Raw genomic sequence first — 22,468 nt, forward strand, 5'->3', positions numbered from 1 at the left:
AGGAGGTCTCGGGTGTCGAGCGCTCCTGCCTCGTGGCCTGGCGGACGACGGCGTCTTCGCCTCGGTCGCAATCCGGCGCGACTCCCGGTCGCTCCATCGCGCCCAGTCCGTCTGGAGCTTCCTGGCCTTGAGAGAGGTCGCCCGCTGGAGAGCGAGGTTGCCCGTACCGGCCATCGGTGCCCGCTTGTCCCCGCCGTAGCTGCGCTTCGGGCTCTCCCCGCAAGCCACTTTCAGCCCGCCGGGCGCCACGGTGGCGAGCGTCTGGGAAGCATCTGGCAGGAATCAGGGAGGAACCTGGGAGGGGCGATGGGACGGCTGATGCCCGGTCGGAGCTCCATCGTTACCGCGCACCCTCTAATCAGGTTGCCTGAACCCGAAAGGACTTGTATGGTCGTAACACCACCAGCGACTGCCCGTTCGATACCCGGGTCCTGGGGCCAGAAGGCATCGGCGGACTGAGCCTGCGGCGCCACCGGCCCCGTGTCTGGTTTTCGTTCGCTGCCGTCCAGGTGCGCCGCTGCGCCTGGTGTCGGGCGGCCCCCGAGGTGGGAGTGCGCGTCGAACAGCCGAGGAGTGACGAACTGTCCACCAGCGTCCATCACCACCGCCCCGCTCGGGGGATCGATGTCGCCCTCGGCGGCGACGGTGAGCTCTGCCCTCTCGCACGGGGGCGAGCCGCGGGCGAGCGTCACCCTGGTGCCCAGCACGAGTGTCACCCCCTGAATCAGGATGAGCGGCTGAGCAGGAGCGGCGGCCTCGTGGCCTCCCGCAGGACGACTTCCGGCTTGCCGGGGCGGCCGTCGGAGCTCGGGCACGGCGAGCGGTTTGGGAGACTCGGCCGGAGGCTGGGCAGCTCCAGCACAGCCGCAAAAAGACGCAGCCAGACCGGAGGCGACATGGCCTGGGGGCTGCAACGTGGGTGGGAGCAACCGCGTCGGGCCGCCGCGCCGATCAGCCAGGGGATGTCCTGGCAGGTGGGTGGGGTAGCCCTCATGACGTCGACACCGCCGGAGGGCGGCTCGGTGGCCGACACGTTGCGGTCGATCCCGGAGAGCGGCTCGGTCGGGAGACGAGAGCTCGGGCATACGGTTACGCCGCCGGAGCAGGGTGGGGTGCAGAAGTGAAAGGCTGCCGCTCCAGCTCACCGGGGTCGCCTGGAACGGCGACCTCGGCCATGACACCTTTCCTTATCGCGGGCGCTCCACCCGGGGGGTCGGGCTCCTCCACGGTCCCTCGGTCAGGCGCCCGCTTCGGCCGCTGCGCGGTGGGGCGCGTGTGTCCGGAGCACAGGAAAGCAGATCTTCATGGGAATGTCGCTGGCTCCCCTCGGTTACGGGGCTGCCCACGGCACGCGCGCCGCGGCATCCAAAGCGGGAGCGCGGTGCAGAGAGGAGCACGGCGCTGTCCATCGCACCCTCTTGGGTTGGGGCGAAGCCTGGCTTCGCGGCGCGACGTCGCCAGGGAGACGAGGTGGCTGGAGTCCGGCTCGACCGGTCGCCCCCAGCATCCGATGACCCGGCGGGGAGGTGGCGAGCGCGGGTTCTTGACGCACGTTGAGGGGACACCTCTCGAATTATTTTCAAGCAAGGTGCTGTTCAGCAGTTGACAACTCTAGCTATTCATGGGACGCGAGATCCAATGAACAACGTCGAAACCGAGATCAAAAGCCACGTTGATGCATTCGTCTCTCAGCTGAGCGGACTTGTCCGCAAAGCGGCTCTCGAGGCCGTCGCCAACGCCCTGCGAGGCGAGGGCCAGCCGGTCGCTGCGGCCGCCGCGCCGCGCAAGGTGGGTCGGGCCAAGGCCGCTCCCCAGCAGCCTGCGGAGGTCAAGAAGGCGGTCGGTCGCCCCGCTCGCGCTGCGAAGCCCACCCGCAAGAAGGGCGAGAAGCGCTCGAAGGAAGAGCTCGCCGCCATGACGCAGAAGGTCCTGGAGCACATCCGGAGCAACAGCGGCCAGGGCGTCGAGCAGATCGCCAAGGATCTGGGCACCACCACGAAGGAGCTGACCCTCCCGATTCGGAAGCTGCTCGTCGAGAAGAAGATCACGTCGAAAGGAGAGAAGCGGGCTACCAAGTACTTTTCCCGCTGAAGCCGGCATCGACGCTCTCCAAAAGGGTCCGGCCAAACCGACCGAGGTCGACGTCCCGCCTTCCCGCAAGCCCAGCAGGGGAAATCGCGGCGAGCCGGGAGCTGTCCCGGCAGGCGCGGAGACGTCGCACCTCGGAGCGGAGCAAGCTCCGCAGCCGTACACGCCGCTGGATGCCCCTCAGGAAGTCCCGCCAAGCCATGTCGTCTCCTCGTAGGACGACGGAGAAATCCGGGCGTAAGGCGCGTCAACTGCCGCCCGACCGCTGCTGAGCGGATCCGCCTGGTGACACGACACAGGCGGCGGCGGCGGCGCTCCGCGATCGGGTCTGTGCACACATGTCCGCTCTGGTGCCCAGGACGCTGGGTTACCGAGCCGCCATGCCCGTGCTCTTGTCGACCTCGGATCGGGAGAGACCACCACGTCATGCCCCCCTGAGCCCCCAACATATCGTGGGGCATCATCGAAGGACCACCACATCTAGTTTCGTGCATCAGCGATCGCGTCGGATGTCCTGTCACGTGTCGCTGAAGCGGCCTCGAAACGGACGCTGGGGCGTGAAGCGGGGCGGAGCTCCAAGGAAACGAAAGGGAGCGTCACCGGCGCGACGCGGTGCAGGAGTCCGGTCATCCAGGGCCGGACTCCCGCCGGGCGGTGCTCGCTCCGTGGGGCCGTGAGCGTGGCCGGGACTGTCGACATGGCAGAGCACGATCGGCGCCGCGCAAGCGTCGTTGCTGTGAACGCCTGACCCGCTCCGCCCATCCGGCGCCCTTCTCGACGATCACGCGGCGCCCTCGGAGCCCCACTGGACCTGGCCGGCCCGGAGCTCAACGCACCTTCACGGACACCTGGACAGGACGCCCCAGGCGGATAGTGCGGGCTTGCAATGTGGGCGAGCCGGACGCCTGGCAAGGAGGAGCCACCGGAGGCCTATCGGTCTCTAGCGATCAGGAAGGGACATGGACAGCGCGCTCCGCCGCCAAGCCCGTGGGACAAGCATGGTCTGTGCCATCAGGGCGGTCGTTCCACCCGATAGCGCGGCTCATGGTCCGAAAGGAGCCGCGAGACCAACGCGTCAACCGACTGGACAGGTTCTAACCATCCGCGGTGATCGAGAAACTGGGCGATGCACAAGAGGCCGCACGCCGGATCGGACACCCCGGCAACGACCGCTGACGCTCGGGGCGCGGTGACGGCGGTGGGAGGATGAGAGCTCCGGGGAAGGGCGACTCGGGCTCAGCGCTGGGCTCGGCTCCCGACGATGAGGACATTCGAGAAGGGCGTTTTCCCCCAGGCGGGCACCGTCTCGCAGGAGAAGCCGAGCTGCTCGAGGAGCGCCGCGATCTCTCGGGCGGGACGGAAGCGCACACGCTCGCCCCGGTTGAATCGAAGCGCGGTGAAGACACGCTCCTCAAGGAGCGTGATCGAGCTCCTCAAGCCGCGGTCCGTGTCCGCCTCGCGGACGAGCAGGCGCCCGCCCGGACGAACCGCGGCCGCCGCGCGCCGCAGGATCGCGTCCTGCTCTTCCACGCGGAAGTAGTGGAGCAGGTCGATGAGCAGCACGGTGTCTGCAGTTCCGAGCTCGGCCTCGCGCGCATCTGCGCACCAGAACTCGGCGTCCAGCGGAGGGCGGGCGTGGGCCGCGCGCTGCGGGCCGGGCGGGCCGGACGACCCGGACGAGCGCGGGAGAGATGCGCCGGAGCCCTCGCCGGCCGCGCGCCGGGCGTCCTCTATCTTGGCTCGGTCCCAGTCGAACCCACGCGCGCGCTCGGCCCTCCCCAGCTCGAGCAGGAGAATCGGCAGCTGGCCAGCCCCGGTCCCGATATCGAGGACCTCCCCGAGCGCGCCGGGGCGGTCGCCTGCGATGTCGGCAATCAACCGGGCGATGGGGTCGCCGAGCAGCTTGAAGCGGACATAGTGAAAGCGGGTACGCTGCGCCGGCGTGGCGCCCTCAGGCGGGCTGTACCTCCCGGCGACGCGCTCGACCGCGTGGACCCACGGCGGCGCATCCCCGGGGAGCCGATACGGCTCCATCCTGCTGCTCTGCTGCGAGGGAGCGCGGCGCCGCTTCAGCGTGACGAGGACGAAGATCAGGCCGCCGCCGAGCGCCGCGAGCACGAGCCCGACCACCGGGGCGCCGAGGAACATGTACTCGGGGAAGTCCGAAAGCGCTTGCGCCCAGCTCATCTTTTCGTAAAGGCGCAGCCAGCGACCCGTACGGAGGTACGCTCCGACCTGGACCTCCGCCGTGAGCAGCGCTGGCGCGAACAAGGGGTTGGAGATATTCGCAGCGACCCAAGCAATCGCTGCATCCAGACGGAACCACAGGCAGAGGAGGAGCACGAGCGGCGTGTGGCAGCCGAAGATCGGCTGCGACCCGATGAACAGGCCGATCGCGACCGCCACAGCGGTCCGGCCGGCGGACAGCTCGCTGCCACGGAGCTCACGCCACGCGCGGCGCGCCTCCTCTCGGAGGAGAGAGTATTTCGCCAACGTTCAGGGTTTGCTTTCCCGTGCAGCACGATCCGCCTCACCTGCTGCATCGGCCGTCGTCTTGGAGAGGATGTCGCTCACGGTCGTGGGTGTCGCCTCGTCGAGCGCGTCCCACGTACCGCCCGCCGCGGGGGCCGGCGCCGGCTCGCCTGACACAGCGCCCGCAGCGCGCCTGCTCCGCTGCGCCTCCAGCGTGCGAAGGTACATCTTCGCCGTCCTGTTGTCGGGATCGATGGCGAGCGCCTCGCGCCACTCGGCGCTCGCTTGATCGGGCGCGCCAAGGGAGAGCAGCGCGACCCCGAGCAGCACGCGCGCTGGTGCGTACTTCGGGTTCGCGTCGCGCGCGGCGGCGTAATGCTCGCGAGCGAGCGCCAGATTCCCGGCGTCGCGGTACATCGTCCCGAGGCGCAGCTGAAGATCCACGAACGTCGGACACAGCGCCACAGCCCGCGTGAGCTCGGCGATCGCTTCCTGCGCGCAACCGGCGTCGGCATAGGCCTGCGCGAGATCGGCGTGCATGTTGGCGATCTTGCCGCGCGCGAACGGGTCGAGGATGCCGCCTCCCCCCTCGCCGCGGCGGATGCGAGAGTAGACCTGCCGCGCGGCCTCGTATTTGCCGAGGTCGTTGTAGGTGACGGCGAGGTTCAGCAGCGCTTCCGTGTAGTGCGCGTTGAGCTGCACCGCGCGCTCGAAGTGGGCCTCGGCCGCGAGGAAATCACCGCGTTCGTGGAGAATGACGCCGAGCATGTTGTAGACGTCCGCGAAGCGGTCGGTTTTCTCGATGATCTGCCGCAGGGCGTGCTCCGCGAGATCGTACTCGCGCCGCTCGTAGTGCTCCCTGCCGAGAACCAGAAGTTGCTTCAGCCGGTCGTCCATCAGGCCCGTCAGCTTACGCGACCGGCGTACGATGGGATCCGCCTTCCGCGCAACCCTTGCGTCGGCCGGGGAGTCGCGCGGTTGCAACCCCGTCGATGCCTTGGTACGCACGTCGGCGTGCCGAGTGCAGTACCCCAGAACCCGCTCGAGGCCTCCGGAGCGCCGGACGCCGAGGACCGCGCCAGGGGGCGGAGCGGAGAGGCCGGCAGCGCGGCGGAGCCTGGCGCCGCTGTCCCGCAAGACGCGCCGCGCGTGGAGCCCGGAGCTGCTGTCCCGCAGGACGCGCCGCGCGCGGAGATCGTGCGCATCGGCGCGGCCGAGGACGTCGCGGACGTCGCGGACGACGCGCTCGACGCCCCCAGCAGACCGGCCACGCCGCCGCTGACGGCGCCGCTTCAGGGCAATCGCCGGGGCGAGGGCGCTCCGGCCGCTCCCTGGTCGCGCAGCAGCGAGCTTCGCGCGCGCGCGGCGTCGACGTGGCCGCCGCAGCTCCCTCCTCCTTCTTCTCGCGGGCGCGCATCGGCGCCCTGGTCGCGCGGCAGCGATCCGCGCGTGCAGCCCCTGCGGACGCCGTCGCTCATGGACGGCGGTCCCCACGCGGGCCCCGGTTCGACGGACGGCCCGCGGCTTCCACCCGGCCTCAGCCGGCCCCCTCCAGGACCGCACCTGTCGCCGCGCATGACCGCGGTCTTCGGCGGCATCTTCGGCCTCGCGACGCTCACCTCGCTCATCGCGCTGCTGATCCAGGGCGTCCCGGTGCGCGACGAGCGCGCGCTGGTCGCGGCGAGCCCGGCGACCTCGGCAGCAGGTACGGACGGGACCGCCAGGCCGTCCTCCGTGCCCGAGGTGAAGACCAAGCAGCGCACCCCGCTGCCCGGCCCATGGCGGATCTCCGAGCTCGGGAAGGATCCTTCCATGCTCCTGGTGAGCGACGTGATGGACCGCCGGTCGTTCATCGCGGCCCTCGACGACAAGGGCGTACCGAAGGCGCAGATCTACCGGATCATGAAGGCCTTCGACGGGCTGCGGAAGTTCGACAAGTGCGGCCGCAAGGACCGGTTCACGGTCGCGATGGATCGCTCCACGCGCCGCGTCCGCGCCTTCGAGTACGAGGTCTCGGCGAGCGAGATCTACCAGGCGAGGGACGACGCGGCCGGGCTGCTCACGGGCGCCACGCTCGACATGAAGATCGCCGAGGAGGAGGTCGTCGCCTCCTTCTACGTGGGGAAGGATCTCGCCAACGCGATCCGGGCGGGGGGCCTGGAGCCCGGCGTGCTCGACGTGATCGACGACGCGCTGAACGGGCGCCTCTCGACGGAGAGCTTCGAGGAAGGGAGCACGGTCCGGCTGATCGCCATCGAAGAGACGGCGCTCGGGATGTTCTCCCGGTACAAGAAGGTCATCGCGCTCGAGTACCGGCCCGCGGATCCCGCGGAGAAGCCGGTGCGCATCTACGATTTCAAGGGGCAAGAGGCCCGCGGCACGTTCGATGAGCGCGGCCGGCAGCCGCACGCCGGCGGCTGGCGCGCGCCGGTCCCGGGCGCGCCCGTGACGTCGAGGTTCAACCCGCAGCGGATGCACCCGGTGCTGAAGAAGAAGATGCCCCACAACGGGACGGACTTCGGCGCGCCGATGGGAACGCCGGTGTACTCGGCGTATCGCGGCGTGGTCGACTGGGTCGGTCCGGCGGGTCCGAGCGGCAACCTGGTCACGGTGACGCACGCGAACGGGGTCACCACCGGCTATGCGCACCTGTCGAGGTATGCCCCCGGCATCAAGGCCGGCATGAAGGTGGGTACCCACCAGCTCGTCGGCTACGTCGGGTCGACGGGCCGCTCGACGGGCCCTCACCTTCACTTCAGCGCCAAGAGGGACGGCAAGTACTTCGATGCCGAGACGCTCCAGCTCGATGGAGAGCGCGTGATGCCCGGCATCGATCGCGCGGCGTTCGCCGCGGCGAAGGAAGCGCTCGACAAGCGGCTCGACGCCATCCCGCTGCCCGAGCCGCCGCCCGAACCGACGAAGCCGGAGGCGGCAGAGCCTCCCTCGCCGCCGCCGCCCGCGGCCACCGGCAGCGAGGCCTCGGCCGCCGCGGCCGCCGCGGCACCGGACGTCGGACCGAGCGGACCGAACGAGCAAGAAGCGCAGCCGCCGGAAGGCGCCGGGGACGACGAGGGCGAGCTCATCGAAGGCGCCGATCTCAAGAGCCCGCCGGAAGCGATGTGACGCCGAGCGGGCCGAGAGGTCCGCTCGATGAAACCAGAGGAGGCCGAGCGGGCCGAGAGGTCCGCTCGATGAGAAGAGATGCCGAGGGACAAGCTGTCCCGTCCTCGGCGCCTTCGCGGCATCGGGCAGACAAAACGCACCGAGGACGCGGAGGGGGAAACCCTCGCGCCCTCGATGTCCTTGCCATGCCGTCCATCCCGATGGGCGGCGGCCCAGGCCTGCTACCGCTTCGAGTACTGGAAGCGCTTGCGGGCGCCGGGCTGGCCGTACTTCTTGCGCTCCTTCTTGCGCGCGTCGCGCGTGAGGAAGCCCGCGCGCTTGAGCGACGGCCTGCGCTCCGGATCGAGCTCGCAGAGGGCGCGCGCGATGCCGTGCCGCATCGCCTCGGCCTGCGCGCTGTGGCCGCCACCGACCACGGTCGCGTTCACGTCGAACTGCTCGAGCAGCTCGAGCAGCTCCAGCGATTGACGCATCACCATGCGCGAGGTCTCGCGGACGAAGTAATCGTCAGCGGGCCTCTGGTTCACCTTGATGTTGCCGGTGCCCGGCGAGAGGAAGACGCGCGCAACGGCGGTCTTACGCTTACCAGTGGCGTACGTTCTCGTTTCCGTCATGGCTTTGCTCAGCTGTAGCTAAGGGGCTGCGGCTGCTGCGCCGCGTGGGGGTGATCGGGACCGGCGTAGACCTTGAGCTTGGTGAGGAGCTCGCGCCCGAGCACGTTCTTCGGGAGCATGCCCTTCACGGCCTTCTGGATCGGGAGCTCCGGCTTGCGCTCGAGCAGGTGACCGTACGACTCGGAACGGAAGCCACCCGGCTCGCCGCTGTGCCGCACGTAGTTCTTCTGCTGGAGCTTGCGGCCCGTCAGAAGGACCTTCTTGGCGTTCACGACGATCACGAAGTCGCCGGTGTCGACGTGCGGCGTGAACGTGGGCTTGTTCTTGCCGCGGAGCACCGTGGCGATGCGGCTGGCAAGGCGGCCGAGGGGCTTGCCTTCCGCGTCGATCACCCACCACGTACGCTCGTTGCGGGCCTCCGCAGGCTTGGCGGAAAAGGACTTGGGCTGAGGATTCATTGGGCGAAAAACTCCGGAAGTGCGCCTGCCAAAAAGGGGCGCCACTTCTACAAGGCGGCCCTTCGCCTGTCAAGCATCTCAGGCTTCTGCGGGTGCATCGTCATCGTCCGGCGAGGGTTGGTCAAGCGGGGTTTGTCGACAAGCCGTCGGCGTTCCGTCCGTTCCGTCGGTCCCGCCTTGCACCCCTGGCTTGTCTCGGGCTCCCAGATTTCTCTTATTTTCCCGATCATCCAGCTCGCCAAGGCGTTGAACCAGGCAGCCCCTCGGTCGCATCGACGGCGAACGAGCCCAAAGCTCCCCCCGAACGCCGCGCCAGGCAACACTGCGACGAGCAGACGCGGCGGTCGAGCGACCGGCCGATCCGTCTCATCGCTCATCGTTCACGTCACATCGGTCGCCGACGTCCTGCTGGCTCGCTTGAAGGAGCTCATCACGGCAAGGAGTCGATCGACGGTTCAGCTCAGCGGAGAGGGCGGGATTCGAACCCGCGGTACGTTGCCGTACACACGATTTCCAGTCGTGCACCTTCGACCACTCGGTCACCTCTCCCGATACAACTTCAACGCGCCCCGCTTCTGCCGGACCGGCGCCGCTCGAGAGAGAGCGGGCGGTCAGAGCCCACCTGCTTCAACGGGGGCAAGCAGCCAAGCGTAGCGGAGAGAGCGGGATTCGAACCCGCGGTACCCTTGCGGGTACACCTGATTTCGAATCAGGCACCTTCGGCCTCTCGGTCACCTCTCCGCCGGCGAACATGGCAAAGCGGGGCCGGCTGGTCAAGCATCTCCTGACCACCGACCGGTCTGGAGGTGCGCTTTCGGCGCCGAGGCCCCCCGCGAGCAGCCCGAAGCGCGCTCCCGGGCAGCGCTCGTCGTCCAGCATGCGGCTCTCTGGCGCTCGCCGCACCGGCGGGCGCGGCCCTACCCCGCCCCGCGCGGCGCCTGCCCTCCGCGAGCGGCTGGCCGCGTCGGAGCGGCCCCGTCGGACGCAGGCTCGCGATCGCCGTCGGAGAAGGCCTCGGCCCCGAGCGCGGCGCGCGCCGCAGGCGTGCCTGCGCGCGGGAGCCGGATGACGAAGCGCGCGCCTCCGAGCGGGGACTCGAGCACGTCGATGGTGCCGCCGTGATCGACCACGATCTTCTTCACGATGCTCAGGCCGAGCCCCGTGCCGTCGTACCGCGTCGTGACGTACGGATCGAACACCGAGTCCCGCACGGCGGGATCGATGCCCGGGCCGTCGTCGTCGATCGCGATGAGGTGGCTCTGCCCCTCGCTCCGCGCCGAGACGCGAACGCTGCCCCACACAGCGGCGCCCGGGCGCTCTCGGGCTCCTCCGCCGGGCGCCGCTCGCTGCGCGTCGCGCAGCGCCTGCGCCGCGTTGCGCACGATGTTGCCGAGCGCGCGCCGGAGCATCTCGCGATCGAGCGCGGCCGGCATCGGGACATCCGGCACATCGAACTCGAGATCGACGCGCCCGAGCAGCGCCTCGTCCGAGGCGTGCTCGCGCCCCGCCTCCTCGACCGCGGCGAAGCGCTCGCCCTGCTCGCGCAGGAACTCCGCGAGATCCGAGGGCTCGAGCTCTGCCCGCGGGAGCCGCGCGAAATTGGAGAACTCGCCGACGAGGCGGCGCAAGGTGCCGACCTCCTCCTCGACGACCTCCAGCGTCGTCTGGAGCAAGCGCTGGTACGCCGGGTCGCTGCCCGCATAGCGCCGGTGGCACTCCTCGACGGCGAGCTGGATCGGGGTCAGCGGGTTCTTGATCTCGTGCGCGAGGTGCCGCGCCATCTTCTGCCACTCGCCCATGCGCTTGAGGAACTCGATCCGCGCGCGGCTGCCCTCGAGCTCCTCGAGCATGCGGTCGAAGGCGCGGCCGAGATCGGCGACCTCATCGTCGCCCTGCAGCCCCACGCGCACCGAGAGGTCGCCCTCCGCGACGGGCCGGGTCGCGGCGGCGAGCCGCGCGATGCGGTCGACCACGGGGCGCGCCACGAGCACGCCGGCGAGGATCGCGAGGACGATCGTCGCGCCGAGCAGGGCGGCGAAGGCGTCGCCGTAGCTCTCGTCGAGGTACTCCTTCCGGTGCTCCCGCTCGAGGGCGTGGTACGCCTGCGCGAACGCCTGCGCCGCGTCGAGCTCGTCGAAGCGCGCGCTCGGCGCGGCGAACGTCGCGACGAGGGTCCGCGCGTCGCCGTCGCAGCCGCCGTCGTCGGGCGCGAGATCGCCGGGCTCGGCGGCGTGGCCGGGCGCGCGCGCGATCGCCTTCCGGACCGTGAGCGTCTTCTCGTGCGCCGGATCCACCGGGCGGCCGCGCTCGCGCGCTCCGACGAGATCGCCGCCGCAGCGCTCGACGCGGAGGGAGACCAGCGCGGGGTGGGCCGCGATGATGCGCGCAAGCTCGGCGTCGAGGCGCTGCGCGTCGCCGGTGAAGGCGGTCTCGCGCAGCGGGTCCGCCGCGACGATCGCGTCGGCCTCGGAGCGCATGCCCTGCTTGATGGCGGCGGCCAGCTCGGCGTACACGCCGAGCGCCCTGTCCAGGTGGACGCCGAACTCGGGCTGGAACGCCGTCGCCGACACCCGCGCGATCACCGTCCTGGCGACCACGATGCTGGCGACGAGCGGGATCAGGGCGGTCACGAGGATGGCCGCGACGACCCGCCGCTCCGTCCTGCCGGGGATGCGCATGCGCGCAGCATAGCCGCGGCCCAGCGCGGGCGCGCAGGCGCGGCGCGGGGGCGCCCGCGCTGAAGAAGGAGGGGCGCGCACCGCAGAGGAGCGCTGCGCGCGGCAGAGGAGGCCGCTCGCCGCGGCGGGGATGCCGCGCCGCGAGAGCGACGTTGCTCGTTACTCGACGGTGACCGTCTTCGCGAGGTTGCGCGGCTGATCGACGTCGTTGCCCTTCAGGTTGGCGACGTAATAGGCGATGAGCTGGAGCGGGAGCACGGTAAGGAGCGGCCCGACCTCGTCCGGCACCTTGGGGATCCAGACGTGGTGCTGAGCGATCTCGAGGATCGACTCGTCGCCCTTCGTGGCGATCGCGACGACCTGCCCCTCGCGCGCCCGGACCTCCTGCAGGTTGGAGAACGTCTTGTCGTAGTGCGCGTCGCGCGGGCAGACGACGATGACGGGGAGCGCCTCGTCGATGAGGGCGATCGGCCCGTGCTTCATCTCGCCGGCCGCGTAGCCCTCGGCGTGCGCGTACGAGATCTCCTTCAGCTTGAGCGCGCCCTCGAGCGCGATGGGGAAGCCGAGGCCGCGCCCGAGGAACAGGACGTCCTTCGCGTGGACGAGGCGCTTCGCGATCGCGTGCACGTAGTCGGCGTCGCCGAGCACCTCGCGCATGTGGCTCGGGATCTCCCAGAGGGCCTGGAGGATCTCGCGCCCGCGCTCCGCCGGCAGCGAGTCGCGGCGGCGGCCGAGGTAGACGGCGAGCAGGAGCAGCGCGGCGAGCTGCGTGGTGAAGGCCTTGGTCGAGGCGACGCCGATCTCGGGGCCCGCGTGCGTGTAGAGCGCGCCGTCGGAGAGGCGCGGGATCGCGCTGTCGAGCACGTTGCAGAGCGCCAGCACCTTGGCGCCCTGCGCCTTCGCCGCCTTGAGCGCCGCGATCGTGTCGGCGGTCTCGCCCGACTGGCTGATGGCGATCACGAGATCGTCGGGGAAGAAGATCGGCTCGCGGTAGCGGACCTCGCTCGCGAGCTCGACAACCGTGGGGACCCTGGCGAGCTGCTCGATCCAGTAACGCCCGGCGATGCCGGCGTGGTGGCTCGTGCCGCACGCGACGATGTAGACCCGGCGCAGCTCCTTCGCGAACTCGGGCGTGACCCCCATCTCGGTCGCGTGCACGTCGCCGGCGGCGAGATCGATCCTGCCGCGCAGCGTGGCCTCGACGACGTCAGGCTGCTCGTGGATCTCCTTCAGCATGAAGTGCTTGTAGCCGCCGCGCTCCGCCTGGACGGGGCTCCAGTCGATGCGCTTCACGCGCCGCTCGACCTTCTCGCCACCGGCCACGGTCTCGATGCGGACGCCGCTCGCGCGCAGCTCGACGATGTCGCCGTCCTCGAGGAAGATCATGTCGCGGGTGTGCGCGAGCAGCGCGGGGATGTCGCTGCCGCACAGCATCTCGTTCTCGCCGGCGCCGACGACGAGCGGCGAGCCGTACCGGGCGGCGACGATGACGTCGGGCTCATCGCGCGAGAGGACCGCGATCGCGTAGGCGCCGTGGACCTGCCGGAGCGCGCCGCGCACGGCCTCGAAGAGCGACTTCGCGCCCTTCTGGAGCTCGCGGTGGACGAGGTGAGCGACGATCTCGGTGTCCGTGTCGGAGAGGAACTTGACCCCCTGGCTCTCCAGCTGCTGCCGGACGGCCACGTGGTTCTCGATGATGCCGTTGTGCACGACGGCCACCGGGCCCGCGGAGTGCGGGTGGGCGTTCACCTCGCTCGGGCGGCCGTGCGTCGCCCACCGCGTGTGGCCGATGCCGGTCGTGCCGTCGAGGGTCCGCTTCTCGAGCGCCTCGCTGAGCTTGATCAGCTTGCCGAGCGTCCGGACGATCTCGATGCCCTTGCCGTCATGAATGGCGATGCCGGCCGAGTCGTAGCCTCGATACTCGAGCTTCCGTAGCCCTTCGACGATGATCGGCGCCGCCTTTTTTGACCCAACGTATCCGACGATCCCGCACATGCTCGCCTCGTTCAGGTAGTGCCCGCGCGCGCCTACGCGTGCGGCGGAAAATGGAACGTTACTCCTGGCACCGGGAGCTGACAGAGAAAATTGAGCCCCCTGACGGTGAACGCCGCGTCGGTCCCGTTGGCCGCGTTGATCGCGCGAAGGTCACAGCCAGGACGAATGCTATCAACGCCGTGATCGAGGCGACCCCAAAAGTGAGGGTGCCGCCCCCGCGCTTGTAGAGCTCACCCCACACGAGCATCCCGACGACGGATCCGGCGCCAGCGCTCGCCGAAAAGAGCCCTTGCGCCGTGGCGAGGATCTCAGGCGGGGAGCGATCCCGCGTGTAAGCGAGCGAGGCGACCCACATCATGCCGAACGAGACCGCGTGGAGCGGCTGGATGGCCAGCAGGGCGGGCCAGAAGCGCACATACGAGAGCAACGCCCAGCGGAGCGAGGCGCCCGCGAAGGCGAACGCGAGCACCGTGGGCGGAGCGAACCGCTTGAGCAGGGGACCGGAGAACGCCATGAGCGCGATCTCGCCGGCGACGCCGACGGCCCACGCGACCCCCACCAGCGACTCGGGGAAACCGATGTCGCGCAGGTGCAGCGTGTAACAGAGATCGTACGAAGAGGTGGCGCTCTGGGCCAGGAACGATGCCGCGAGGAACAGGCGGAAATCGTGGCTCTGGAGGAGGGCACGGGCGCGCTGCCGCACGGAGCCTCCGGCGGCCGGAGAGCGCGCAGCGCCGGCGGCGTCGGCCGCTCCGTCGCGCAGGCCGGACCGACGGAAGGGCGCCTCGCCGCGCGCCGGAAGGGCCCACGAGATGGCGAACGCGATCAGCAGGCAGGCAGCGATCGTGGCGGGAAACGCGGCCGGCCGCGCGGGATCGACGAGGGCTCCGCTGGCGATCGCCATCAGCGCGAAGCTGATCGAGCCCCAGAGCCTGAGCCTGCCGTACGCGATGCCGGAGCTCGCCGACGCCTCCACCGCGACGACGTCGGCCATCATGAACATCGGCGATCGAAAGAAAGCGAACGCGAGCGCCGCGACGAAGAGGCCGGCGAAGCCGAGCGACACGCCGAGCGCTGACGACAGCGCGAGCAGCGCGAACACGACGAAGGCGCCGGCGCAGGCCGCCCGGATCAGCCACACCCGCACGCCGAGCGAGTCGGCGATCAAGCCGAACACCGGCGGCGCGATGAGGCCCATCGCCGGGAGCGTCGCCGCGATCGCCCCCATCGCGAGACCCTGGATCCCCCGCGCCTCCAGCCAGCTCGGGAACAGCGGCAGGTACACGCCGAGGACGGCGAAGATACCGAAGTAGTAAAGCGATATCGCCCGCGGCGACGGCCTGTGCTCTGAAGGGTTGGGAGGAGGCATCGGCTGTGAGCGGCCCGCCCCGAGCGCGAGGGGCGTTCAGCGTGCCGGTCTCTGACGCCCGCCAGGCAAAGGAGCAAGCTCCGCGCCCCGGAAGCGCGGAGCTCGGGTCATTGCCGCTTCTCGATCGCCGTGGGGCGCCCTACCGTACGCGCGGGATGGGCACCTCGGACCTCCGCAACGCTCCGCCCGGAACCTGGTTGCCCGCGCGCCGCCTGGCGCTCTGGATCTTCCAGCCCCTCGAGCGGTTCCTCCACGTCCAGGCGGCGAGCGGCATCGTCCTGCTCATCGCCACCGCGGTGGCCCTCGCGTGGGCGAACTCTCCCTGGGCAGCTTCGTACGAGCGCCTCTGGCACACGCCGGTGAGGCTCGGCGTCGGCTCCTACGTCGTCGAGCGCGATCTCCATTTCTGGATCAACGACGGGCTGATGACGATCTTCTTCTTCGTCGTCGGGCTCGAGATCCGGCGCGAGATCCATCAGGGCGAGCTCTCCGTCCTGAAGCGGGCGGTGCTGCCCGTCGCGGCCGCGCTCGGGGGCATGCTCTTCCCGGCGCTCATCTACCTCGCGCTGAACCCGAGCCCGCCGGAGCGCAGCGGATGGGGCGTGCCGATGGCGACGGACATCGCGTTCGCGGTCGGCGCGCTGGCGCTGCTCGGCAACCGCGTCCCGGCGGCGCTGCGCGTGCTGCTCCTCGCGCTCGCGATCATCGATGACATCGGCGCGATCCTCGTCATCGCCATCTTCTATTCGTCGAGCATCTCGGTCGCGGGGTTCGGGCTCGTGGCCCTGGGCATCGCGGGCGTGCTCGCGCTTCAGCGCTTCGGCGTCCGCTCGCCTGCGGTCTACGCCGCGCCCGGCGTCGTCATCTGGGCCGGCCTGCTGAGCGCCGGCGTGCACCCCACGATCGCGGGTGTCCTGCTCGGCCTGCTCACGCCGGTGCATCCCTGGTTCGGCGAGGAGGGCTTCCTCGCCGAGGCCCGGAGGGCGCTGCAGGACTTCCAGGAGCGCGCGACCGGCGGGCATGACGCGCGCGAGCTCACCGGGCCGCTCGCGCAGCTCGCGCAGGCGCGGCGCGAGGCGCTGCCGCCCGTCGTGAGCCTGGAGGCCACGCTGCATCCGTGGGTCGCCTACGGGATCATGCCGCTCTTCGCGCTCGCCAACGCGGGCGTGAGCCTCGGCGACGTGCACCTCGGCGCGGCGGGCTCGACGCGGCTGCTGCTCGGGGTCGTCCTCGGCCTGACGATGGGCAAGCCGCTCGGGATCATGGTCGCGTGCTTCCTGTCGGTGAAGCTCGGCCTCGCCGCCCTCCCGCGCGGCGTCCTCTGGCGAGGCGTGCTCGTCGTGGGATGCGTCGCGGGCATCGGCTTCACGATGGCGATCTTCGTCGCGGGGCTCGCGTTCGGAACGGGGCAACGGCTCGGGGTCGCGAAGCTCGCCGTCCTGCTCGGGTCGCTGTTCTCGGCCCTTGTCGGGATGGCCGTCGGCAAGCTCGTGCTCCGCCCCGCGGAGGCAGGCCAGATCGCCGCGACGGCCGATGAGGCGGAGGCATCGACGGAGTACTGATCGACCGGGGCCTCGGAGCGCGTGACGGCGGTCGCCGCACAAGGCAACGCACGAACGAGAACGGCGGCGCCTCTGGGGAGAGGCACCGCCGCTAAAACATCGGCCTAGCCCGGCTCAGTACCGATCGCCGCCGCGACCGCCACGGCCGCCGCGGCCGCCACCACCGCCGCCGCCGTAACCGCCGCCGCCACCGCCACGGCCGCCGCGGCCACCACCGCCGCTGCCGCCGCCGTAACCGCCGCCGCCGCCGCCGCCGCCGTAACCGCCACCGCCGCCGCCGCCGCCGCGCTGGACCCGCTCCTCCGCCTCGTTCACGCGAAGCGGACGGCCGTCCATCATGGCGCCATTCATGTTCTCGATCGCCTGCTGGGCCTGCTCAGGCGTGCCCATCGTGACGAACCCGAAGCCACGCGACTGACCACTCTCGCGGTCGGTCACGATGTGTACATCCGTCACCTCGCCGCTCTGAGCGAACGCGGCCTGCACGGAGGCCTTGGTGGCGGAGAAGGGGAGATTACCAACGTAGAGGCGAGTACCCATGACACTGATTCACTTCACGGCTCTGCGAGATGCGTCAGCTTCGGTGCCGAACAGTGCCCTGCCGCCCCGATGGAGCCGTGGGGGATCGAGGGGGGGCGGCGCTGGGGAGGAGCCCCCGGTGCGCCACACGTTGCGTCGTCCAGTCCGCGATCAATCCGCGATCCCCGAGAAGAGAAGCGTCGTGTCGAGTGCCAGTGACGTTCGTGACCAGCCGATAGTAACCAAATGTCCCCACCGCGCAAGCACTCGAAGCGGTCCCCATCGCCGTGACGCTCACCCGGACGTCCCGAACAGCCCCCGCGCGGTCGCGCTCGCTTCCGCGCGGGGGTAGGCACACATCAGCGCCTTGCTGGGCGGCGGAAGGTGGCGCCGAGATCCCAGCCCTCGCCGCTGGCGGCGCGCGCGAGCGCGACGTCCGGCAGCACGCCGCCCGCGATGCGGACCTCGGCGACCACGCCGAGGCGGAGCGTCGCGGTGAGCGAGCGGGGGGCGGCGCCGGGCACGAGGCGGGGCGGGTGACGGGCGAGGTCGAGGGCGCGGCTGCGATCGTCGGCGGTCGCGAGGGCGAGCAGCGCGCCGAGGGGCCCGGGGCCGAGCGGGCGCACCAGCTCGATCGCGAGCGTCGCCTTCCCGCGGGCGCGGCGGCGCCCGAGCTCCGCCCGCGCCACCGGCTCCGCGGTGACCTCGTGCCCAGGCCGCGAGAGGATCGGCGCGACCGCCTCGGCGACCTCGACGAGGTGGGCAGCTGACTCGTCCACGAGCAGCGACGCCGGGGGCCCTCCCCACGCGGGATCGCCGTGCGCCCTCGGGAGGCCGACGAGGCCGAGGTGCGCGAGGCGCTCGGGCGGCAGCGCGTCGACCAGCCGCTGCGCGACGCCAGGCTGACCGAAGAGCCCGGCGTCGGGGCCCGTCGTGAGCACGATCCACCCGGCGACGCCCAGATCGAAGCGGACGGCGCCGCGGCGGTTCGTGTGGAGGCCGGCGCCGAGCCAGCCGAGGTCGTCACGCTCGGTCTCGAACGCGCGCAGCGACGTCGTCAGGTCCTCGGAGCGGATCACCTCGATCGCGTCGAGGAAGGCAGCGCCGCGCGCGGCGACGTCGTTGCGCGTCAGCGTGATCTGCCCCGGGCCGACGTCGGCCCGGAACGCGCCGGTGCCATCCGGCGCCGCAGCGTCGAAGCTACGCGGCAGGAGCGCGACCATCGGCGACGCGAGCGCGCGGGCGACGCGGGCGGGATCCGCGCGCGGGAACACCGCGGCGAGCGGATCCCTCGGGTGCCGCTCGGGCCTCGGGATGTCGGCGAGCGCCGCGGCGGCGCCGCGAGCGCGGGCGCGCTCGACGGAGCTCACGATGTCGCGGCCGTCGAGCTTGAGCAGGCGCGCGGTGCGCAACCCCTCGCGGAGGCGCACGACCGCGCCATCCGCCTCGCGCGACGGCAGCGCGGACGAGAGCGTCGGGTACGGGTTCCCGGACGCGTCGAGCCCGTAGAGGCTGTCGGCGATCGCCGGCGCGAACAGCGCCGCGGCGGGATCGCTCAGCTCGTGCGGATCGAGCGAGCTCGTCGGCCACGGGAGGTGCATCGAGAGGCGGCCGCCGAGCGGGGTGCGCCCCATCGCACGCGCGCCCTCCGGGAGGGCGGCCGCGCCGAGCAGCGCGCCGGCGCCGCCGAGGAAGGCGCGGCGCGGGAGGCTCACCGCACCACCCAGATCTCGTCCGCCGTCGCGACGGCGAACGGGGCGCGCCCGGCCCCGTCGGGCGGACAGACCGCGAGGGCGCGCACCCCCGCCGGCGCCGGCAAGCGCAGGATCTCCTCTGGCGCCGCGCGGGCCGGGCCGCCTTCCCGGCGCCGCCACGACCAGACCACGACGGCATCCTCGAGCGGATCGAGGACGTCGAGGCTGGCGAGCAGCTCGGGCTCTCCATCCTGATCGAGATCGCCGATCGCGAGCTGCGCCCCGGCGCTGCCCACGACCTTGCGGCGGCCCGCGCTGTCCCGGAGCTCGACCGCGCCGCGCTCGCGCGTCGCCCAGACCGCGAAGGGCTCGCCCTGCGCGGACAGGAGCTGCGCCGACGCGAGCGCGTCGTACCGGCCGGAGAGCGACGCGGTCGCCGGCGGGGGATCGGCCGGGGCGCACGGCCCGAGCGGGCCCGTGAGGAGCGGCCCCCACGCCGTCGTGCAGGCCGAGCCGCCCGCGTCCGGGATCGCCAGCCCCGGCAGCTCGGCGAGCGCCTTCAGCTCGCCGTCGAAGCGGACGCTGCGCGCGCGGTCGGTGAGCCCGACGTCGGCGAACGGCGGCAGGCGCTCGCCGTCCCTCGCGCGCTCGACGAGCGTGGCGAACGCGAGCGGCTCGCGGAGCGGCGCCGGGTGCACCGCGACCACGTCCGGCCACGGGCGCGACGCGAGCGGCACGACCCGGCCGCCGCGGAGGCGGAGCGTCGTCACGCGCCGGCGGCTCACGCTCAGGAGCTCGAGCGCCCCGTCGGCGTCGAGATCGCCGCACGCGAGCGCGACCACGTCGCCCTCGAAGTTCTTGGCGCGGTCGACCCTGGCGGCGACGAGCGGGATCGGCGCGAGGAAGCTGCGGATCTCCGCGTCGAGGGGCGCCTCGGCGTAGGCGTGGGCGATGGGCCCCGGCTCCGGGTCGCGGATGCGCGCCCAGACGGTGCGCGGCACCGGGTACACGTCCGCGGTGACGCGCAGCTTCCCCGCCGCGATCTCGACGACGAGGTGGACGAGCGCCGCGTCGTCGCGCGCCGCCTCGCGCGCGAGCGGCAGCGGGATCGGGTCCTTCTGCGCGCGCACGCCGGCGCCGAGCTTGCCGGCGACCTGGGCGGCGAGCGTGGCCACGAGCTGGGCGCCGCGCGGCGCGGGCGCGTCGGAGACCAGCGGCGCGGCGGCCACGAGCGCGCGGCCGTCCACGGCGTCGAGCGAGCGCACGAGCGCGTCGACGGCGCGAGCCACGGCCGAGCGCGGCGGCCTCGGCGCCGGCGATGCAGGAGGCTGCGCCGCAGCGGGCGGAGGAGACGGCTGCGCCTCGGCGGGACGCGCGAGCGCGAGGAGAGCGACAAGGAGGAGGCCCCGGGGCGACAACGGCGACATGTTATGCGCGTCCGTGGGCCCGGGGCCAGAGCCGCAGCCCCGCAGGCACCACGAGGAGCGCGACGACGAGGCCGACCGCGCTGCCCAGCGCTCCGACCCGGCCCAGGTCGCGGAGGCCGTCGAAGCCGCAGAACGCGAGCGCGGAGAAGCCCGCGGCCGTGGTCAGCGCCGTGGCGGCGATCGCCGGCCCCTCGCGGCGCAGCGTCTCGCGGATCACGGCGTCGCCGCCGCCCGCCGCCTCGATGTCGCGGGCGCGGTGGAGCAGGAACATGCCCTCGTCCACCGTAATCCCGAGCAGCACCGGGATGACGAGCGCGTCGTACGCGTGCAGGGGGATGCCGAGCACCCGGATCAGCAGGAGGACGAGGGAGATCTCCGAGGCGACGACGAGCGCGGCCAGCGCGACGTCGCGCGCGCTGCGGAGGGAAGCGGAGAGCGCCAGCAGCACGAGCGCGCCCGCGACGAGCGCGATCCTCGGCATGTCGTGCGCGAGCGTCTCGCGCAGCGACGCCTCGAGCCGGCTGTAGCCGGTGAGCATGGCGCCCGGATCCTCCTCGCGGATCGCGCGCTCGATCTGCGCGACCGAGCCGGTCTCGCGGGGCCGCACGTACAGCGCGACGAGCGCCTCGCCCCCGTCCGCCCCGAGGTAGCGCGAGAGCAGGATGGACGCGGGGCCGCGCTCGAGATCGGAGAGCGCCACCTCCTGCCGGGGCGGCGCGCGCATCCCGTCGAGCACCGCCGAGAAGCGCTCGGGCGCGAAGCCCGTGTCGCGGAGCGCGCGCGCGAGCTCGTCGGCCTTGGCGGGCAGGTCGAGCGCGTCGCGCGCGGCGAAGCGCTCGGCCTGCGTCGGGGCGGCGGGGGCGAGCGCGGTGAGCGCGTCGACCGCCTCCACGTCGGCCTTCATCGAGGCGAGGCGCTCCGCGATCCGGTCGCCGCGCGCGCGGGCGCGCTCCTGGTCGCCGTCCGCGAGGAGCACCACCCATTGCCCTCGCCGCCCGCCGAACGCGTCGAAGATCTCCTGCTGTACCTTGAGCGGCTCGAGCTCGGCCGGCCTGATCGCGACGATGGCCTCCGCGAGCGGCGGGGAGGCGCCAAGCGACACCGCCGCGATGGGGAGCGCCGCGAGCCCCGTGAGCGCGAGCGCGCGGCCCCGGGTGCGGGTCAGCCGGTAGATGCCGTCGGGCCAGCGCGCCGGCGCCTCGGTCGGCGGGGTCCCCCGCTCGAGCCACGCGCCCACGGCCGGCGTCACGAGGACGATGGCGATCGCCGTCAGGACCTCGCCCGCGGCGCACAGGAGCCCGAGCTGCCGGAGCGCGTTGATGTCCGACAGCGCGAGCGCCCCGAACGCCGCCGCCGCCGTGACGGCAGCGATGAGCACCGCGCGGGAGGTCCGCGCCCTCGCCGCGCGCGCGGCCGCCTCCGGATCGAGGCCCTCGCGCCGCGCCTCGAGCAGCGCGGCGTAGACGTGGACGCCGGTGTCGACGCCGACGCCGACGACCACCGACATGAAGGCGACGGCGATCGCGCTGAGCCCGCCCGGGAGCGCCGTGGCGAGCCCCGCGGTCCAGAGGGTCCCGAGCACGAGCGGCGGCATCACCGCGGCGAGGGCGCGCAGGCGGCGGAAGAGCAGCGCGAAGACGACGGAGGCGAGCAGCATCGAGAGCGACCCCGAGATCGCGAGATCGCGCGTGAGCATCGCCTCGGTCGCCGCGGCGATGGCGTGCCCGCCGGTGAGCCCGAGCGTGAGCCCGGGGTGCGCCGCGCGGATCGGGCCGAGGACGGCGTTCGCGTCCGCGACGAACGCCCGCGCGTCGGCGCCGCGGAGCGCCTGCCCCGCTGGCTGCACCAGGACGAGGTGCACCTTGCCGTCGTCCGTGGCGAAGGCGCCGTCCGCCTGCGTGCGCACCCCGGATCCGATGTCCGCGGACTCGAAGACGAGCTGCGAGAGGCGCAGCGGGTCGGCCGCGATCGTCTCCGCCGCGGCGCCGCCGCCCGGCGCGAGCAGCATGGCGCGCGTCTCGGCGAGGCGCTCCCGCATCCCCTCGGGCGAGAGCGCGGCGGCGAGGCGCTCTCGCACGCGCGCGTCCGCGTGCCGGAACGCGACCCACGGATCGAGCGAGCGCGAGACGTCGATCCGATCGGCGGCGCGCTGCACGGTCGGGCGCGCCGCGAGGGCCCGCGCGATCTCCGCGGCCACGGCCGCGTTCTCGTCGGGGTCGTCGCCCTTGACCATCACGACGCCGAGGTCGCCGCCCCCGAACCCGCGCACGTACCGGCGCAGCGCCGCGGCGTCTCCGCGCTCCGGCAGGAGCGAGGCGACGTTCGGCTCGAGCTGTAGCCGCAGCGTCACGGCGGCGAAGGCGGCGAGCGTCAGCGCCGCGAGGGCGACGACGACGACGAGGCGGAGCGGCCGGCGGGGGGCGTCCGCGCGAGCCGACGGAGGCGGAGGAGGTGCTGCCATGGAAACGC

At 72.2% G+C, this 22,468-nt stretch carries 15 protein-coding genes and 2 tRNA genes; 4 read left to right on the forward strand and 13 right to left on the reverse strand.

Annotation, left to right across the window (positions count from 1 at the left end; all coding sequences use genetic code 11):
* Nucleotides 1–992 precede the first annotated feature (992 nt).
* Nucleotides 993–1,124 carry a hypothetical protein gene (locus WMF39_RS40060; RefSeq protein ID WP_437741715.1) on the forward strand — a complete coding sequence of 44 codons (132 nt, stop codon included), beginning with the start codon at nucleotides 993–995 and terminating at the stop codon, nucleotides 1,122–1,124.
* 514 nt (nucleotides 1,125–1,638) lie between these two features.
* Entirely contained in the window at nucleotides 1,639–2,091 is a 453-nt protein-coding gene (locus tag WMF39_RS40065) for a DNA-binding protein (RefSeq protein ID WP_272102708.1), read from the forward strand.
* Between the two features lie 1,233 nt (nucleotides 2,092–3,324).
* Here the strand turns inward: WMF39_RS40065 and WMF39_RS40070 are convergent.
* Both WMF39_RS40070 and WMF39_RS40075 read right to left on the reverse strand, forming a co-directional pair.
* Nucleotides 3,325–4,581, reverse strand: coding sequence for a DUF2062 domain-containing protein (locus WMF39_RS40070; RefSeq protein WP_437741716.1), 1,257 nt, complete (start codon nucleotides 4,579–4,581; stop codon nucleotides 3,325–3,327).
* A gap of 3 nt (nucleotides 4,582–4,584) precedes the next feature.
* Nucleotides 4,585–5,457 (reverse strand): tetratricopeptide repeat protein, encoded by an 873-nt coding sequence (locus WMF39_RS40075; RefSeq protein ID WP_437741717.1) that lies wholly within the window; start codon nucleotides 5,455–5,457, stop codon nucleotides 4,585–4,587.
* 117 nt (nucleotides 5,458–5,574) lie between these two features.
* Between WMF39_RS40075 and WMF39_RS40080 the strand changes: the two genes are divergently transcribed.
* Nucleotides 5,575–7,683, forward strand: a complete 2,109-nt coding sequence (locus tag WMF39_RS40080; protein ID WP_437741718.1) for a peptidoglycan DD-metalloendopeptidase family protein — start codon at nucleotides 5,575–5,577, stop codon at nucleotides 7,681–7,683.
* Between the two features lie 221 nt (nucleotides 7,684–7,904).
* Here WMF39_RS40080 and rpsI read toward each other — a convergent pair whose 3' ends face one another.
* The 7 genes from rpsI to WMF39_RS40115 form a co-directional block, all read right to left on the reverse strand.
* Nucleotides 7,905–8,297, reverse strand: a complete 393-nt coding sequence (gene rpsI / locus WMF39_RS40085) for a 30S ribosomal protein S9 (RefSeq protein ID WP_437711475.1) — start codon at nucleotides 8,295–8,297, stop codon at nucleotides 7,905–7,907.
* 8 nt (nucleotides 8,298–8,305) lie between these two features.
* The gene (gene rplM / locus WMF39_RS40090; protein ID WP_437741719.1) at nucleotides 8,306–8,755 is read right to left on the reverse strand and encodes a 50S ribosomal protein L13; all 450 of its coding nucleotides are present in this window, start codon (nucleotides 8,753–8,755) and stop codon (nucleotides 8,306–8,308) included.
* 464 nt (nucleotides 8,756–9,219) lie between these two features.
* Nucleotides 9,220–9,304, reverse strand: a tRNA-Ser gene (locus WMF39_RS40095).
* Between the two features lie 105 nt (nucleotides 9,305–9,409).
* Nucleotides 9,410–9,496: transfer RNA gene (locus WMF39_RS40100), tRNA-Ser, on the reverse strand.
* A 176-nt stretch (nucleotides 9,497–9,672) separates the two neighbouring features.
* Nucleotides 9,673–11,433, reverse strand: coding sequence for an ATP-binding protein (locus tag WMF39_RS40105; RefSeq protein ID WP_437741720.1), 1,761 nt, complete (start codon nucleotides 11,431–11,433; stop codon nucleotides 9,673–9,675).
* A gap of 159 nt (nucleotides 11,434–11,592) precedes the next feature.
* The gene (gene glmS, locus WMF39_RS40110) at nucleotides 11,593–13,428 is read right to left on the reverse strand and encodes a glutamine--fructose-6-phosphate transaminase (isomerizing) (RefSeq protein ID WP_437295205.1); all 1,836 of its coding nucleotides are present in this window, start codon (nucleotides 13,426–13,428) and stop codon (nucleotides 11,593–11,595) included.
* 58 nt (nucleotides 13,429–13,486) lie between these two features.
* The gene (locus WMF39_RS40115; RefSeq protein ID WP_437741721.1) at nucleotides 13,487–14,797 is read right to left on the reverse strand and encodes an MFS transporter; all 1,311 of its coding nucleotides are present in this window, start codon (nucleotides 14,795–14,797) and stop codon (nucleotides 13,487–13,489) included.
* A gap of 155 nt (nucleotides 14,798–14,952) precedes the next feature.
* Between WMF39_RS40115 and nhaA the strand changes: the two genes are divergently transcribed.
* On the forward strand, nucleotides 14,953–16,359 hold the full coding sequence (gene nhaA, locus WMF39_RS40120; RefSeq protein ID WP_437741722.1) for a Na+/H+ antiporter NhaA: 1,407 nt from the start codon (nucleotides 14,953–14,955) through the stop codon (nucleotides 16,357–16,359).
* Nucleotides 16,360–16,473: 114 nt separating this feature from the next.
* On the opposite strand, the gene WMF39_RS40125 is transcribed toward nhaA, so the two are convergent.
* From WMF39_RS40125 to WMF39_RS40140, 4 genes are all read right to left on the reverse strand, one after another.
* Entirely contained in the window at nucleotides 16,474–16,899 is a 426-nt protein-coding gene (locus WMF39_RS40125) for an RNA recognition motif domain-containing protein (protein ID WP_437741723.1), read from the reverse strand.
* Between the two features lie 338 nt (nucleotides 16,900–17,237).
* On the reverse strand, nucleotides 17,238–18,593 hold the full coding sequence (locus WMF39_RS40130) for a hypothetical protein (protein WP_437741724.1): 1,356 nt from the start codon (nucleotides 18,591–18,593) through the stop codon (nucleotides 17,238–17,240).
* Nucleotides 18,590–19,999: a hypothetical protein gene (locus WMF39_RS40135; protein WP_437741725.1), complete on the reverse strand. Its 1,410-nt coding sequence runs from the start codon at nucleotides 19,997–19,999 to the stop codon at nucleotides 18,590–18,592. The genes WMF39_RS40130 and WMF39_RS40135 overlap by 4 nt, the downstream gene beginning before the upstream one ends.
* Before the next feature lies 1 nt (nucleotide 20,000).
* Nucleotides 20,001–22,460, reverse strand: coding sequence for an MMPL family transporter (locus WMF39_RS40140; protein ID WP_437741726.1), 2,460 nt, complete (start codon nucleotides 22,458–22,460; stop codon nucleotides 20,001–20,003).
* Between the last annotated feature and the right edge of the window lie 8 nt (nucleotides 22,461–22,468).

The organism is Sorangium sp. So ce1504, from assembly GCF_051521635.1.
Taxonomy (GTDB): Bacteria; Myxococcota_A; Polyangia; order Polyangiales; family Polyangiaceae; genus Sorangium; species Sorangium cellulosum_B.

Coding starts and splice junctions, on each gene's coding strand:
- rpsI (WP_437711475.1), bottom strand. CDS start 8,297: ATGACGGAAACGAGAACGTACGCCACTGGTAAGCGTAAGACCGCCGTT.
- WMF39_RS40135 (WP_437741725.1), bottom strand. CDS start 19,999: ATGTCGCCGTTGTCGCCCCGGGGCCTCCTCCTTGTCGCTCTCCTCGCG.
- WMF39_RS40060 (WP_437741715.1), top strand. CDS start 993: ATGACGTCGACACCGCCGGAGGGCGGCTCGGTGGCCGACACGTTGCGG.
- WMF39_RS40140 (WP_437741726.1), bottom strand. CDS start 22,460: ATGGCAGCACCTCCTCCGCCTCCGTCGGCTCGCGCGGACGCCCCCCGC.
- WMF39_RS40065 (WP_272102708.1), top strand. CDS start 1,639: ATGAACAACGTCGAAACCGAGATCAAAAGCCACGTTGATGCATTCGTC.
- WMF39_RS40075 (WP_437741717.1), bottom strand. CDS start 5,457: ATGGACGACCGGCTGAAGCAACTTCTGGTTCTCGGCAGGGAGCACTAC.
- nhaA (WP_437741722.1), top strand. CDS start 14,953: ATGGGCACCTCGGACCTCCGCAACGCTCCGCCCGGAACCTGGTTGCCC.
- glmS (WP_437295205.1), bottom strand. CDS start 13,428: ATGTGCGGGATCGTCGGATACGTTGGGTCAAAAAAGGCGGCGCCGATC.
- rplM (WP_437741719.1), bottom strand. CDS start 8,755: ATGAATCCTCAGCCCAAGTCCTTTTCCGCCAAGCCTGCGGAGGCCCGC.
- WMF39_RS40125 (WP_437741723.1), bottom strand. CDS start 16,899: ATGGGTACTCGCCTCTACGTTGGTAATCTCCCCTTCTCCGCCACCAAG.
- WMF39_RS40105 (WP_437741720.1), bottom strand. CDS start 11,433: ATGCGCATCCCCGGCAGGACGGAGCGGCGGGTCGTCGCGGCCATCCTC.
- WMF39_RS40115 (WP_437741721.1), bottom strand. CDS start 14,797: ATGCCTCCTCCCAACCCTTCAGAGCACAGGCCGTCGCCGCGGGCGATA.